Annotated in this window: 12 protein-coding genes; 11 read left to right on the forward strand and 1 reads right to left on the reverse strand. The window is 53.2% G+C overall.

What is annotated here, in order from left to right; genetic code table 11:
* Positions 1–298 precede the first annotated feature (298 nt).
* The 11 genes from ACT3UM_RS23680 to ACT3UM_RS23730 all read left to right on the forward strand — a co-directional run bounded on the left by ACT3UM_RS23680 (position 299) and on the right by ACT3UM_RS23730 (position 12,630).
* A complete protein-coding gene (locus tag ACT3UM_RS23680) occupies positions 299–1,237 on the forward strand; it encodes a sugar ABC transporter substrate-binding protein (protein WP_498902454.1) in 939 nt (312 codons plus the stop codon).
* A gap of 234 nt (positions 1,238–1,471) precedes the next feature.
* Positions 1,472–2,419 (forward strand): ABC transporter permease, encoded by a 948-nt coding sequence (locus ACT3UM_RS23685; protein WP_498902455.1) that lies wholly within the window; start codon positions 1,472–1,474, stop codon positions 2,417–2,419.
* A gap of 16 nt (positions 2,420–2,435) precedes the next feature.
* Complete coding sequence (locus ACT3UM_RS23690; protein ID WP_498902456.1) at positions 2,436–3,395, forward strand: ABC transporter permease; 960 nt, start codon at positions 2,436–2,438, stop codon at positions 3,393–3,395.
* Entirely contained in the window at positions 3,392–4,972 is a 1,581-nt protein-coding gene (locus tag ACT3UM_RS23695; RefSeq protein WP_498902457.1) for a sugar ABC transporter ATP-binding protein, read from the forward strand. Before ACT3UM_RS23690 ends, ACT3UM_RS23695 begins: the two co-directional genes overlap by 4 nt.
* Positions 4,973–5,043: 71 nt before the next feature.
* Positions 5,044–6,123: a maleylacetate reductase gene (locus tag ACT3UM_RS23700; protein ID WP_498902458.1), complete on the forward strand. Its 1,080-nt coding sequence runs from the start codon at positions 5,044–5,046 to the stop codon at positions 6,121–6,123.
* Positions 6,120–7,505, forward strand: coding sequence for an amidohydrolase family protein (locus ACT3UM_RS23705; protein WP_498902459.1), 1,386 nt, complete (start codon positions 6,120–6,122; stop codon positions 7,503–7,505). The genes ACT3UM_RS23700 and ACT3UM_RS23705 overlap by 4 nt, the downstream gene beginning before the upstream one ends.
* A complete protein-coding gene (locus tag ACT3UM_RS23710) occupies positions 7,502–8,440 on the forward strand; it encodes an NAD(P)-dependent oxidoreductase (RefSeq protein ID WP_498902460.1) in 939 nt (312 codons plus the stop codon). The genes ACT3UM_RS23705 and ACT3UM_RS23710 overlap by 4 nt, the downstream gene beginning before the upstream one ends.
* Position 8,441: 1 nt before the next feature.
* Positions 8,442–9,305, forward strand: a complete 864-nt coding sequence (locus ACT3UM_RS23715) for an intradiol ring-cleavage dioxygenase (RefSeq protein ID WP_498902461.1) — start codon at positions 8,442–8,444, stop codon at positions 9,303–9,305.
* A gap of 59 nt (positions 9,306–9,364) precedes the next feature.
* The gene (locus tag ACT3UM_RS23720; RefSeq protein WP_498902462.1) at positions 9,365–9,955 is read left to right on the forward strand and encodes a malonic semialdehyde reductase; all 591 of its coding nucleotides are present in this window, start codon (positions 9,365–9,367) and stop codon (positions 9,953–9,955) included.
* A gap of 117 nt (positions 9,956–10,072) precedes the next feature.
* Positions 10,073–10,810 carry a sulfite exporter TauE/SafE family protein gene (locus tag ACT3UM_RS23725; RefSeq protein ID WP_498902463.1) on the forward strand — a complete coding sequence of 246 codons (738 nt, stop codon included), beginning with the start codon at positions 10,073–10,075 and terminating at the stop codon, positions 10,808–10,810.
* A gap of 38 nt (positions 10,811–10,848) precedes the next feature.
* On the forward strand, positions 10,849–12,630 hold the full coding sequence (locus tag ACT3UM_RS23730) for an ABC transporter substrate-binding protein (protein ID WP_498902464.1): 1,782 nt from the start codon (positions 10,849–10,851) through the stop codon (positions 12,628–12,630).
* A gap of 76 nt (positions 12,631–12,706) precedes the next feature.
* On the opposite strand, the gene ACT3UM_RS23735 is transcribed toward ACT3UM_RS23730, so the two are convergent.
* On the reverse strand, positions 12,707–13,510 hold the full coding sequence (locus ACT3UM_RS23735; RefSeq protein ID WP_035579370.1) for an SDR family NAD(P)-dependent oxidoreductase: 804 nt from the start codon (positions 13,508–13,510) through the stop codon (positions 12,707–12,709).
* Positions 13,511–13,922 lie beyond the last annotated feature (412 nt).

Here is a 13,922-nt window from a genome sequence, read left to right on the forward strand (position 1 = left end):
GTCGGCTTTGAGCACTTCCTTGGGTAAGCACTAGCCGCAGCAATGCTGCCTCGGAATAGCTCCTCAACGCTAATACTGGCTGTCAAAAAGTGCACGCTGAACACTTTGTGTTAATACATTCTACTGGTGTCGCCTCCTAGCATTACCTTGCTACGCAAGGAAATTTATTAAAAAAACCAATTTGGTCATTTCTCTACTCCGGTCGCGTTGTGCCGAAACAGAGCCCAGCAGTAAGCTCCTTACCCAGGCTTACATAGCCTGCAAGATAAAAACAACTAATAACGCTAGGAGAAACGCAATGTTCAAGAAAACCGTTCTTGCCGCATCAGTCATCATGATATCGAGCACAGCTGCTCAGGCTGAAGGCCCTTACCGCATCGGTATAACCCAAAATAATGTAGGTGTTGATAGCTACCAAACCACCTATGAAAGTGCTTTTGAAGAGGCCGCCGAGCGTGAAGGCAATGTCGATATCGTGGTGTTAGATGCCGGTGGTGATGTAGCTCGTCAGATCGGCCAAATGCAGGACCTCATTCAGCAGCGAGTTGATGCCATCATTATTTGGCCGACCAACGGTCAGGCCGTTATTCCGGCGATTCGTCAGGCGCATAATGCAGGCATTCCTGTGATCGTTACCAACTCTAAAATTGCTGAAGCGGGGCTAGAGTACATCGCTGCCTTCTCTGGGCCTGATAACGTACAGCAAGGCGTTTCCTCTGCCGAGATGATGTGTGACGCCCTAGGTGGCGAAGGGCAAATCGTACAAATTGCTGGCCAGCCCGGCTATACCACTGCAATGGAGCGTGCAAAGGGATTTGAGGATCGTCTAGCTGAAGCGTGCCCGGGTGTCGAACTGATGGAAACGCAACCAGGCAACTGGAACCGTGAACGTGCTCAGCGTGTTATGGAAGATTTTTTGACCAAATACGACCGTATCGACGGGGTTTATTCGGGCGATGACAACATGGGTGTTGGCGCTCTGAATGCGGCTAAAGGCGCTGACCGAGCTGATGAGATTATTTTCATTGGCGCCACTAACTTCGCCGTTGGCTACGATGCGATTGAGCGTGGTGAGTATTACGGCTCTATTTATCAGTCTCCCGTAGATGATGCTGAGGCTGCTCTGCAGACAGCACTGGATGTTCTGGCGGAAGAAGACCTGCCGAAGATGAATTTCTTCGATACCCCCAAAATCACCGCTGAAAATCTCAGCGAATTTGACCGTCCCGTTTTCTGAGGTAAGGCATGCTGCCCGGAGTGACTGCGTTTAGTGTGCAGTTTCCGGGATACAGCATGCGCCTGAAAGCAGGGGTTCCGGCGCATGGAGTGCGCGGAAAGCAGCAATGGAAATATGTTTGCCCATTGCGCTAACCGGTCTTTCCAAGTGATTTCATAACAGGTGATAAGCATGGCTTCCGCTGAACAATCTAAATCCAGGCTGCCGACAGGAAAGCTTAGTAAGGCTAGCGTGATGAGCTTTCTGTCAGCCCAGGGAATTCTCATTTTTTTCCTGCTCGGTATGTTCGTTTTCTCTTTATTTTCTGAGCAGTTTCTCTCCCAGTCGAACATTATGACGGTGATTCGCCAGGCCTCGATTATTGGCATTATCGCGGTAGGCGTCACCGTGGTGATCATCGGTGGAAACCTGGATCTTTCGGTGGGATCGATGCTGTCATTCTCCACGGTGCTCGTTGTGGATTTACACGACAAGATTGGCCCAACCAATGCCATCCTCATGATGTTTGCGTTGACGCTCATGATCGGGGCCGTCAATGGCTTTTTAATCGGTTTTCTGCGCCTTAACTCGCTCATTGTGACGCTTGCCATGCTGTCGGCGATCCAGGGCTTTGTGCTGATCTATAGCGGTGGCCAGAACGTTGACATTGCTAACCAAGATGGCACTTGGTTCGCATTCTTTGGGCGTGGCTATATCGCGGGAATTGCTGTCCCTATTTTGCTATTTGGGTTGTTGGCCATTCTGGTTCAAGTAGTGATGTCTTACACCGGCTACGGGCGACGTATTTTTGCGGTCGGTGGTAACCCGATGGCTGCCGTTTACTCGGGGATTCGCAAGAACTGGTGCGTCTTCAGCACCTATCTGATTTCAGCCTTTTGCGTGGCATGTGCGGCACTGGTGCTTGGCTCTCGTGTTATGGGTTCCCAAAACAATGTTGGCCAGGGATACGAGCTGCTGGTGTTGGCGGGCATCATCCTCGGTGGCACCAGCTTGCTGGGTGGTTCAGGCAGCATTTGGAAAACAGTGATTGGTGTACTGATCCTGGGCTTTATCCAGAACGGACTGCTGCTGATGGGCTACCCCTATTACATCCAGTGGATCGTGACCTGGGTAATTATCATCCTGGCCGTATGGCTGGATCTCGCTAACAAACGTAAGCGCTTGTTGACGACCCACTCATAACGCGGAGGAGTGACAGATGACTTTTTTAAAAGGGTTCTTCCGTGGCAAAACGGCTATCCAACCGATATGGATCTTCGTCCTCGCCATCTTCATTTTTTTCAGCTTCACGTCAGAGTACTTTCTGTCGTTTGGCAACATTTCTAATATTTTGGTGCAGACGTCCACTATCGGCCTAATCGCACTAGGCATGACCTTAGTCATGATCAACGGCAACATCGATTTGTCGGTTGGGGCAACCTTAGGGCTGGCTGCTTCACTGGCGGTGGGTTTGCAGGAAACCAGCATGATACTGGCAATCCTCGCAGCACTCGGTTCAGGCATTCTGCTGGGCGCTATTAATGGCTTCATCGTCTGGAAAACGGGTGTTAACGCTTTCATTGTCACGTTAGGGGCCATGCTGGGAGTGCGGGGCCTGATTTTCTTGTACACCGGTGAGCAGTCGTTTTATGCATTGAATTTCGCTTTCTCTGACTTCGGTGCCAGCACCATTGGGCCTTTTCCAGTACTGGCGATTATCTTCCTGATTTGCACACTGATCATGCACTTGGTGCTCACGCGAACGGGCCATGGCCGTAATACCTTTGCGGTGGGTGGCAATCCGGAAGCCTCGATTGATGCGGGGATTCGCTTGGGGCGCCACATGATGATCAATTTCATTATTGTTGGCTTCTTCGCTGCATTAGCTGGCGTGCTACTCGCCAGCCAAATGGGCGCGGCAACGCCCAATTTGGGCCGTGACTATGAGCTCTGGGTGATTACAGCCGTGGTGCTAGGCGGTACCAAGTTGACCGGTGGCTACGGAAGCATCGTCGGCACCTTGGGTGGGGTACTCGCCATTGGCATTCTGCGTAACGGCATGAACTTGATGCAGGTGCCCGCTTTTTATGTGCTGGTCATCCTCGGCGCCATCCTTATTTCCGTACTGATTATCGACAAGAAACTTAATGCACCCTCAGCCAGGGAGGTGCGGATATGAGCCCTTCTCAAGAAAACCTGTCTCAAAATGCGCATGAGCAAGTCAGTGCTTCAAAGCGTCAGCCGATCAACGCGGATCCGATACTGCGACTAGAAGGGATTACCAAACGTTTTCCTGGTGTGGTTGCTTTAAATAACGTGGATTTTGATGTGCGGCCCGGAGAAGTGCATGCGCTGCTGGGTGAGAACGGTGCAGGCAAGTCGACGTTAATGAAGGTGCTGGCGGGTAAGCACCAAGCTAATGAAGGCAAGATCATTCTTGGTGGGCAAGAGATGGCTTTCGAAAATCCCAAGCACGCTAAGCGCGCAGGGGTAGTCCTGATCCACCAGGAGCAGTCGCTGGTTTCCGAGATGACGGTAGCCGAAAACATCTTTCTCGGCAGCCTGCCCAGAAAGCCATTCAATCGCGTTGATTGGCGCAAACTGCGTGAAGATACCAACGCTATTCTGGCGGCTCTCAAATGCAGTTTTCAACATGACGACCTAGTGGGGTCGCTGTCGATTGCCAAGAAACAGATGGTTGAGATTGGTCGGGCGTTAGCGTTTACCCCGCGAGTAGTGGTGTTTGATGAGCCGACGGCATCGCTCACCGACTACGAAAAACCCGTGCTGTATGACGTGATTAATTCGCTATGTGAGCAAGGTGTCGGGATTGTGTATATCTCCCACCGCATGGATGAGATTTTTCACCTCTCGCACCGCATCTCGGTACTGCGGGACGGTGAGTACACCGGCACCGTCAATACGGCAGATACCAACGAGGACGAGATCACCCGAATGATGATCGGTCGCAGCTTGGAGCTTGACCATGCCAGCAAACCGAGCGATTTCGGCGACAACATGCTGGAAGTGCGAAATCTATCGGTGAAGAGAGTATTCGAGAACGTCAGTTTTAATGTTCGCAAGGGCGAGATTGTCGGAATGTATGGCCTGGTGGGGGCGGGACGCTCTGAAGTTGCAGAGACGATCTTCGGTCTGCGCACGCCCTCAGCCGGTGAAGTGGTGTTGGACGGCAAGGTGGTGGCGTTTCGTAACTCCCATGATGCGGTGGTCAATGGCGTCGCGTTAGTGCCGGAAGACCGTAAGGATCAGGGGTTGATTCTGGGTATGAACTGTCGCGATAACATGACCCTGGCAAGCCTCTCCAGTGTGTCGTCGTTGGGCTTTATGACGAGTTCAGAAGAGCGCCAAGTCTACGACAAGTATCAACAGGCGATGAAAATCAAAACGCCCAGTTGGCGCCAGAAGGTGGGCAATCTAAGCGGTGGTAATCAGCAGAAGATTGTTATCGGCAAGTGGTTATATACCCACCCTAAATTACTCATTCTCGATGAGCCTACCCGCGGTATTGATGTGGGTTCCAAGTCGGAAATCCACACCCTGGTGAAAGATCTGGCCAAATCCGGCTATGCGGTGTTGGTGATCTCCTCAGAGATGCCGGAAGTCCTTGGGTTGAGCAATCGCATTATCGCCATGTATGACGGCCGCGTGACCGCTGAGTTTGATGGCGACAACGTCAGTGAGGATGAGCTGGTACAGGCGATTACTGGGATGGGCAAGCAGGCACAGGCGAGCTAGCTCGCCTGTTGCGACGGGTGCGCTCTGTCAATCGCGCACACATACCACATCAAACGTATAAGGAATGTTTCATGCAACCCTTTGTTTATGATGGCCTGCCATCCCGCGTGGTGTTTGGCCAAGGAGCCCTTTCACGGCTAAGTGAAGAGCTTGAGCATCTCGGCTGTACACGCGCCCTGGTGCTGGCAACGCCCCAACAGCACGAGCAGGCAAGTCGCGTGCTCGAGCAGTTGGGTGAGAAGGGCGTTGGCGTTTACGCAGAAGCCGCCATGCATACGCCGGTCGAGGTGACCGAAAGTGCCTTGCAGGTGGTGAAAGCGCTAAACGCGGATTGCACCATTGCTATTGGGGGGGGCTCGACCATTGGCTTGGGTAAAGCGATTGCGCTGCGTACGGGCTTACCTCAGATCGCTATTCCCACCACCTATGCCGGTTCAGAGATGACGCCGATCCTGGGTGAGACTCGCGATGGTCTCAAGACCACTCAGCGCACCTTGGACGTACTGCCGGAAACGGTGATTTATGACGTTGACCTCACCTTAACGTTACCCGCTGTGATGTCGGGGACTAGCGGTATTAACGCCATTGCCCATGCGGTAGAGGCACTTTATGCCCGCGACTGTAATCCGGTGATTGCGCTGATGGCGGAGGAGGGCATCGCGGCACTGGCAAGAAGCCTGCCCGTAATAGCTAGCGACCCTACCCATCCTGAGGCGCGCTCGGATGCGCTTTACGGCGCCTGGCTGTGCGGCATTTGCCTTGGCTCGGTGGGCATGTCGCTGCACCACAAGCTTTGTCATACCCTGGGCGGTTCTTTCAATCTGCCCCATGCGGAAACGCACACCATAGTGCTGCCTTATGCGCTGGCTTATAACGCGCCTGCGGTACCTGATGCCATGGCGCGTATTAGCCGCGCGCTAGGCTGTGACGATGCGGCCGCTGGCCTTTACGACCTGGGGCGTGCGGTCGGTGCGCCCAGTGCACTCTCCGAGTTAGGCTTTAGCGTGGAAGACGTTGAGCGGGCCACCGAGATCGCTACCCGCAACCCTTACTGGAACCCACGTGACGTCGAAGCCAGTGGTATTCACCGTTTGTTAAGCGATGCCCAGTCGGGGCTTCGACCCCAGGCAGGTAGTGGGGGTGGTCAATGAACACACTGTTTATTAACACCACCCTTGTCACTATGGATCCGCAGCTGGGTGAGCTGAGCGATGGCCAGGTTCTGGTTGAGGATGACCGTATTGCCGCCGTGGGGCATGACCTGACCGCTGATCCCAAGGCACAAGACGCCGAGGTGATTGACTGTGGCGGCGGTATCCTCATTCCTGGGTTGGTCAATGCCCATATGCATACCTGGCAGACCGGCCTGCGTGGTGTTGCCGTCAACTGGACGCTGCTTGAGTATTTTCGCCACGTGCACCGTGGGCTAGCGGCTTTATTCACGCCGGAAGATATCTACATTGCCACCCGCATGGGGGCGATTAATCAGCTTAATTGCGGTACCACTACGCTGGGTGACTGGTGCCACAACAACCCGACCCCAGCGCATACTGACGCGGCGGTAAAAGGGTTAAAGGAGTCCGGCATTCGTGCGCTGTTTATGCACGGCTCGCCCAAGCCCGACCCAAAACCTGGTCAGCCACACTTTAGTGAAATTCCCCACCCGCGTCATGAAATCGAACGATTGCTCAATGGCGAACTGGCCAACCCGGAAGGGCTTGTCACTTTAGGCATGGCCATTCTTGGCCCTCACTATTCCACCCTGGATGTGACCCTGCAGGACTTTGCCTTGGCCAAAGAGTTTGGTCTGGTCGCTTCAATGCATCAGGGCGGCGGCGAGGCAGTGGCGCCCGGTGCCTGGGACGCAGTGGAAGCGGGTGGTTTGCTTGGCCCCGACATCAATATTGTGCATGGCCAAAGCCTGGATGATGGCCAGATGTCGCGGTTCTGCGCCAGCGGTGTGACGTTCTCGATTGCACCGGAAAATGAGATGACCCAAGGCCACGGTTTTCCGGTGACGGGGCTGGTGCGCCAATACCAAGGCGTGGTGTCGCTGGGGGTTGATCTTGAGTCCGTGTTATCGGGTGACATGTTCAGCGTCGCCCGTATGGCACTGGGGATGCAGCGCTCCCTTGATAACGATGCATCGCGTCGTGAGCAAGGCAAGATTCCTGATACTTCAACGATTACCACCCGAGAAGCGCTGGGCTGGATCACGCTGGATGGGGCGAAAGCCCTCGGTCTTGATAACCGCATTGGTAGCCTGACCCCAGGCAAGCAGGCCGACCTGGTACTGCTGGATAGTAACCAACTCAATATGCAGCCGGTCAACGACCCTGTTTCTACGGTGGTAATGCAAACAAGCCTTGCCAACGTCGACAGTGTGATGGTGGCTGGGCAGTTTAAAAAACGTGGTGGCCGTCTGTTAATCGAGACTAAGCAGGGTATCGCTGAGCTTGCCAAATCTGGCCACCGTATTCACGCCGAACTGCTGGCGCGTGAAGCGCAATCGACACAGGAGGCAACCCCATGACAACGGTTTCCACAACGTCCCCTTCGCCCGCAAAAGTGGCTTGGATTGGCTTGGGTAAGCTGGGCTTACCGATGGCCGCCAGAATTATTCAATCCGGCACCGCGGTAGAAGGGTTTGACCTTTCCGCTGAGCGGCTGGCTTTAGCAACGGATATCGGTATTACCCCCCATCAGAACCTGGCCAGTGCCGTTGCTGATTGCACCCTGGTGTTTGTCTCGATCCCCGATGACCGCGCGCTGATCAATCTGTGCCTTGATTCGGGTGAGCTTGTGCGTCACATGATGCCCGGCACTGTTTTGATTGAAACCAGCACAGTAAGTGTTGAAGCCTCTGCACGAGTGGCCGAGGCGGCGAAGGCCCATGGCATTGCCTATTTGCGCAGCCCTGTGTCAGGGAATCCGGTAGCGGCAGAGGCAGGCACGCTGTCGGCGATGGTCTCTGGCCCGCGGGATGCGTTGGCAACGGCTAAGCCTGTGTTTGACGCCTTTACCAAAGCGCAGTACTGGCTGGGCAATGAAGAGCAGGCCCGGGTGGCCAAACTGGCGATCAACCTGATGATTGCGGTGAGTGCCGGGATGATGAGTGAAGCACTGACCCTGGCGCGCAAAGGCAACATTGAATGGGACGCCATGTTAGAGCTTATCTCTGACAGCGCGGTGGGTTCGCCCATGGTGAAGTACAAGGTACCACCACTTTTAGAGCGCGATTTTACCTCGACGTTTTCCGCCGCCCAAATGGCCAAAGATCTTGATCTGATACTCGATTGTGCCCACGGCTCAGGGGTGTCTACGCCGCTGGCAGCGCAAATGCGCGAAGCCTATACCGCGCTCATCGCCACGGGGCATGGCGATGATGATTACATCGCCACCGTACACCACACCGAGCGCCTTTCAGGGTTGGGTGAACCGATGCCAGCAAAGCAGGGAGGGCAATAAGATGCGTAACTTAACCGCCAACAATATTACCGCAGCAGTGATTGATGAGTTTTCCAGCTGTGATGATGAACGGCTTAAAACGCTGCTTAATGGCTTGGTTAAACATCTGCATGCCTACCTGCGCGAGGTGGAGCCTAGTGAGAAAGAGTGGGCTCAGGCGATTGAGTTTCTAACCCGTGCGGGGCAGATGTGTGACGACGAACGCCAGGAGTTCATCCTGCTGTCTGACACTCTTGGTGTGACGATGCTGGTCGATGCGATTAACCACTCGAGCAGTGATCCTAACATTACCGAAAGTACTGTGCTGGGGCCTTTTTACGTGGCTGACCCTCCTCAGGCGAACCAAGGTGATGCCATAAATTGGGGTGTTGAAGGCGAGCCGCTATTCGTCGAGGGCAACGTGCACGATGCCCAGGGTAAACCGTTGGCGAATGTCACCATTGATGTGTGGCAGTCCGACAGTGAAGGCTTTTATGACGTTCAAAAGCCTGAGCTGGAAAACGCCTCATTACGCGCGCGCTTTCATACCGACCGCCAGGGTCATTATGCCTTCTGGACGGTGACTCCTTCACCTTATCCGATTCCCACTGACGGGCCTGTGGGCAAAATGCTCGACATCACCGGGCGTCACCCATATCGACCTGCCCATGTGCATTTCATGTTGATGGCGCCGGGGTATGAAACCTTGGTTACCCAAATCTTCGCTGAGGACGATCCCTACCTTGATTCTGATGCGGTATTTGGCGTCAAAGATTCACTGGTCAAGGCGTTTGCTCAGCAGCCGGCGGGGCAGGCGCCCGACGGTCGGCAAATGGAAACGCCTTACCGCTACTTTCACTACGACTTCGGCTTGAAGACGGCCTGAACGTTTCACCCTGAACGTCCAGCTCGTACTGAGCTGGCTAAATCGAAAGAGGAAATAACATGACAACGATTGATCAAACGGCTATCGCAACCCTGTTTACGGAAGCACGTACCCACAATGTTTGGCAGGATCGTGAGGTCAGCGAGGAGACCCTGCGCGAACTGTATAACCTGATGCACTTTGGGCCCACTTCTATGAACTGCCAGCCCTCGAGAATTATTTTTCTGACCACCGATGAAGCAAAAGAGCGCCTGAAGCCTGCTCTGTTACCGGGTAACCAAGAAAAAACCATGAAGGCGCCTGTGGTTGCTGTCATTGGCTTTGACACTGAGTTTTATGAGCATCTGCCGCGTATGTTTGCCCACAATAAGGATGCCAAGTCGCTGTTCGAGGGTAAGCCTGACTTTATTCACTCCACGGCCTTCCGCAATAGCGCCATTCAGGGCGGTTACCTTATTTTAGCAGCGCGTGCGCTAGGGTTGGATGCAGGCCCCATGTCCGGCTTCAATAATGCCGCCGTGGATGAAGAGTTCTTCCCGAATGGCAAAGTGAAGAGCAATTTCCTATGCAACCTAGGCTATGGGGATGCCAGCGCGCTGTTCCCACGTGGCGATCGTTTCTCCTTCGATGAAGTGTGTACAGTGCTGTAAACATTAGCATCGCTACGCTTAATTGTTTGCCTAAACGAAAAGGGGCCGTGACTGTCATGGCCCCTTTTTTCGATCGTAACAAGAAGAGCTGCGGCTCAAAGCTGAAGAGGCTTTCAGATGGTTGTTGACTGGGTGTTCGTGGCGCTAATGATTATTGCGGTGCTACTCACGGGTATTTCCAAGTCGGGTTTTGCCGGTGGGGTGGGCGTGGTGGCTGTGCCGCTAATCTCACTAAAGGCGAGCCCGACCTTTGCAGTGGCGGTGATGCTGCCGCTGTTGATTGTAATGGATGTGTTTAGTCTAAAGGCGTGGTGGCGCCAGCGGGTTGATCGTTTATTGTGGCTTATGTTTCCACCTGCGGTGCTGGGGGTGGCGATAGGCTATTTCACCTATGGCTGTTTTGACGAGGCGCTACTGAAACTAGTGCTGGGTGTTTTTTCAGTGCTGTTCGGCCTGTGGGGGTTGTTCAAACCGCTGCGCGGAAGGCGGCTGCCTGGCTGGGTTGGGCGCTTGTGTGGTGGGGTGGCAGGGTTTACCAGTTTTATCGCCCATGCTGGCGGTCCTCCGCTTAACTTTTACTTACTACAGTGCCCATTAACCAAGCAGCAATTTTTGGGTACAGCCGTTGTCTTTCTAGCGATTACTAACTTGGTGAAGCTGGTTCCCTATACCCTGTTGGGCTTGGTGAATATCGATAACCTGACGATAGCGCTGCTGCTGATGCCAGTTGCGTGGTTGGGGGTTCGGTTGGGGCTGGTTATTCAGAAGCGTATCGATGGTGAGCTGTTTTTTCGAGTGATCCTGTGTTTACTGATTTTGCTGGGTATCCGGCTAATCATGGACGGCATAGACTGATGGTCAGCCTTATGGCTATGTGATGTTTTGGAGTCGTCATGAGAGACGGTCACGTTGAGATCAATGAGGCTAAACCAGAAGGGCCTTACGATAAGCTGTCGCAAATGCCCGCCTCAAAAATTTCTAATACAGAGTTTGCACGCTTCATCGATTTCATTGAAAAATTTGAAGACGAAACTGAAAGCACCCTTTCCATGTCGCTGGGCTATCGCGAGATGCGTATGTTGCTGCATGTTATGCGCAATCATCTTGCGGGAAGATTAACCACTCCAACATCATTGGCAGACGCCTCTGGCCTTACCTATGGGACGGCAAAGCGCGGTATCGAAAGCATCATGCAGCGCGGTTTGCTGATCTCACGCCCACGCACTAAGTCAGGTAAAACGGTTTCGTTGCACCCTTCCGCCCAAATGATCCAGGAGTGGGAAAGCTACGCTGAGCGAATCAAAGGGTTTCTTGGGCCGTTGTTCGGGATAGACCCGTCATCCGACACCGCCAATAAGATATTTCTTGGTACCTCATCAACAGAACGAGTGATATCAACCCCTGCCGTGCTATCTGCAAGGCTGGAGCTTAAGGGCGGGCTACGTGTGCTAGCGCACGCTGACCCAACCTTTATGGCTATGCACAACCTGAAGCGTCAGTTGGAATCGATTTTTGGACTGGAAATTCGTAACAAGGCAAAATCCATCGATAATTTGCTAGATGAGATTCTAGACAACGCCCGTTTGGCTAAGTCGCGCTATGACGTCGTGGCCTGTGACCTACCCTGGTTTGGTGAGCTAGCGGCGAGTGGGGTGCTTATGCCACTCGAGGCGTTAATCAAACGCGATGATTATGATCTCTCTGATTTCCATCCAATGGCTATTCAGAGCTCCAGGTACGCAGGCAGCCAGTACGGAATACCGGTTCAAACAACCCCTGAATTGCTTTGCTATCGCCAGGATATTTTCGAGGCGGCACAGTTAACGCCTCCCACCACAACAGAAGCGCTGGTTAAAGTGGCTAGGCAGTTACATAACCCCGCCAAGGGGCGTTACGGCATTGCCTGGAATGCGGCGAGAGGAACGCCCCTTGGGCACACCTTTAGTTTTCTCATGGCGAAGTTCGGCCAGCCGCTGCTTAATCTACCCATCTGCCAGGGTGGTTATGACTTTCAGCAAGCCACGGGCGAGCAACTGCGACCTATGTTCGATTCAGATGCCGCTTACCGGGCCTGCGAATATATGCTGGATATTTTGAAATATTCGCCACCTAATATTCTCAATATGTCCTGGTACGAGCGGGCTAAATCGTACGCTTCAGGGGAAGTAAGCATGGCCTATTGCTATACACTTCTGGCGCCGCTGTTTGAGTTAGATAAGCAATCACCGGCGTATGGTAATACGGGCTACTTACCCCATCCGATTGGCAACCACGGTCGCGCCATAACTCCCATAGGCGGTTATGCCCTGGCCATTCCCGCTAACTTGGCAGAAGAGCGAGTTGAGGCAGTCTGGACGGCGCTCAAGCACCTGACCTCTGCCAACATGTCCAAACTTTATATTATGAATGGCAGCTTGGTAACGCCTCGCTTTAGCGTCAGCCAGGATCCTGAGGTCTCTGCATTATCGCCGCTGATTAAAATCGTCAATGATATGGCTAAACAGGACATTTTACAGGCCTGGCCACGCCCGCCTGTACCTGGAATTACGGACATTATCAGCATCGCGGGGAATGAGATATTCGACGTGCTGGATGGACGGCGTTCTATCAAAAAAGCGCTCTCTATTGCTCAGGAACGTGCCGATAAAGTAATGCGAAGCAGGGGTGTTTATTGAAGAACGGCCGCTAATATGACCGATCCCCATGTTCCAGTAAGCACGAGTAAAACATGGGGACGATCAACACGGGTAGCTACTGCATGATCATACCGCCATCGATCATCAGCAGTTGGCCTGTCATGTAATCCGATTCCTGACTTGCAAGGAAAGAAGCGGTACCGACCACATCTTCAGGGTAAGAGTAACGCTTCATTAGAATCATTTTCTCAGCAAGTTCATCCATCGACTGCCCCTGCTTATCGAATTTGCCGATGCTAACCAAATCTTTGTCGAGCTGTTCCCATAGCTCAGTGCGCACTACGCCGGGGCCATAGCCATTGACGGTAATATTGTGATCCACGAGCGCTTTAGCACCGCCGTTGATCATGGCCAGCACCGCATGCTTGCTGCAAGAGTAGGGGACTACATCGTCAAACGCCTGGCGAGAAAGAATCGAGCCAACGTTAATGATTTTGTAGGGGCCGTTGTCTTTACCCTGGCTGATCATCTGCTTAGCGGCCTCCTGCATACCAAGCAGGCAGCCCAACGCGTTAACATCCATGATCTGGTGCCAGTTTTCCTCGGTAATATCGAGAAACATCAATGGCTTGTTGATCCCCGCATTATTGACCATCACGTTCAAGCTGCCAAAGGCGTCAACAGTGGCTTTAACAGCGGCAGTGACTTCAGCACGGTCGGTCACATTGAGTTTGACCGCAATGGCGTCGCCGCCGTTTGCCTTGATACGTGCGGCAACTTCTTCGCACCCTTCAAGGTTGATATCCGCCACGCAAACGTTTGCTCCTTGAGCAGCATAGTGTTCGGCAACGGCGGCCCCCATACCACGTGCGGCGCCGGTAATCAGGCAGTTTTTACCTTTAAGTCGAGTGTTGTCCATGAGTTTACCTTGTAAGTTTTGTTTTGGGTCAGTCCACGCTACCAACGTTAATTAGTCCTGGCGGCTTGGCGCATGGAGCCTTTGTGAACAAGGGCTTCCGTCGTTTATTCGTCGATGCGAATGACAGTTTTTAATTACCTTGTGTTGACATATTCTCGGGATGTCGTCCTCGCAATGACAGGTTGGTCTGCTGCTAATATGACCAGATTGGACGTTTCAGTGGACAAGCAACATTAAGCAGTTGAAGAGAATTGTTCAGGAATTGAGTTGCAAGCAGTGGGCTTTACTCGGAAGCAATACAAGTACGTTCCAGTGCCTTGATGCTGGCGCGGTCTCTTAATATTTTCCGCCACGCTTACGGTGAGCATGATTCTCCTCGCCATCATTTCACCGTGTGCTTATGGAACCTATT

The organism is Halomonas sp. AOP13-D3-9 (assembly GCF_052379125.1).
GTDB lineage: Bacteria > Pseudomonadota > Gammaproteobacteria > Pseudomonadales > Halomonadaceae > Vreelandella.

What these genes read in the sequence shown, in the direction of transcription:
- ACT3UM_RS23690 (WP_498902456.1), top strand. Translation starts at nt 2,436, where the DNA reads ATGACTTTTTTAAAAGGGTTCTTCCGTGGCAAAACGGCTATCCAACCG.
- ACT3UM_RS23720 (WP_498902462.1), top strand. Translation starts at nt 9,365, where the DNA reads ATGACAACGATTGATCAAACGGCTATCGCAACCCTGTTTACGGAAGCA.
- ACT3UM_RS23695 (WP_498902457.1), top strand. Translation starts at nt 3,392, where the DNA reads ATGAGCCCTTCTCAAGAAAACCTGTCTCAAAATGCGCATGAGCAAGTC.
- ACT3UM_RS23680 (WP_498902454.1), top strand. Translation starts at nt 299, where the DNA reads ATGTTCAAGAAAACCGTTCTTGCCGCATCAGTCATCATGATATCGAGC.
- ACT3UM_RS23710 (WP_498902460.1), top strand. Translation starts at nt 7,502, where the DNA reads ATGACAACGGTTTCCACAACGTCCCCTTCGCCCGCAAAAGTGGCTTGG.
- ACT3UM_RS23705 (WP_498902459.1), top strand. Translation starts at nt 6,120, where the DNA reads ATGAACACACTGTTTATTAACACCACCCTTGTCACTATGGATCCGCAG.
- ACT3UM_RS23685 (WP_498902455.1), top strand. Translation starts at nt 1,472, where the DNA reads ATGAGCTTTCTGTCAGCCCAGGGAATTCTCATTTTTTTCCTGCTCGGT.
- ACT3UM_RS23715 (WP_498902461.1), top strand. Translation starts at nt 8,442, where the DNA reads ATGCGTAACTTAACCGCCAACAATATTACCGCAGCAGTGATTGATGAG.
- ACT3UM_RS23725 (WP_498902463.1), top strand. Translation starts at nt 10,073, where the DNA reads ATGGTTGTTGACTGGGTGTTCGTGGCGCTAATGATTATTGCGGTGCTA.
- ACT3UM_RS23700 (WP_498902458.1), top strand. Translation starts at nt 5,044, where the DNA reads ATGCAACCCTTTGTTTATGATGGCCTGCCATCCCGCGTGGTGTTTGGC.
- ACT3UM_RS23735 (WP_035579370.1), bottom strand. Translation starts at nt 13,510, where the DNA reads ATGGACAACACTCGACTTAAAGGTAAAAACTGCCTGATTACCGGCGCC.
- ACT3UM_RS23730 (WP_498902464.1), top strand. Translation starts at nt 10,849, where the DNA reads ATGAGAGACGGTCACGTTGAGATCAATGAGGCTAAACCAGAAGGGCCT.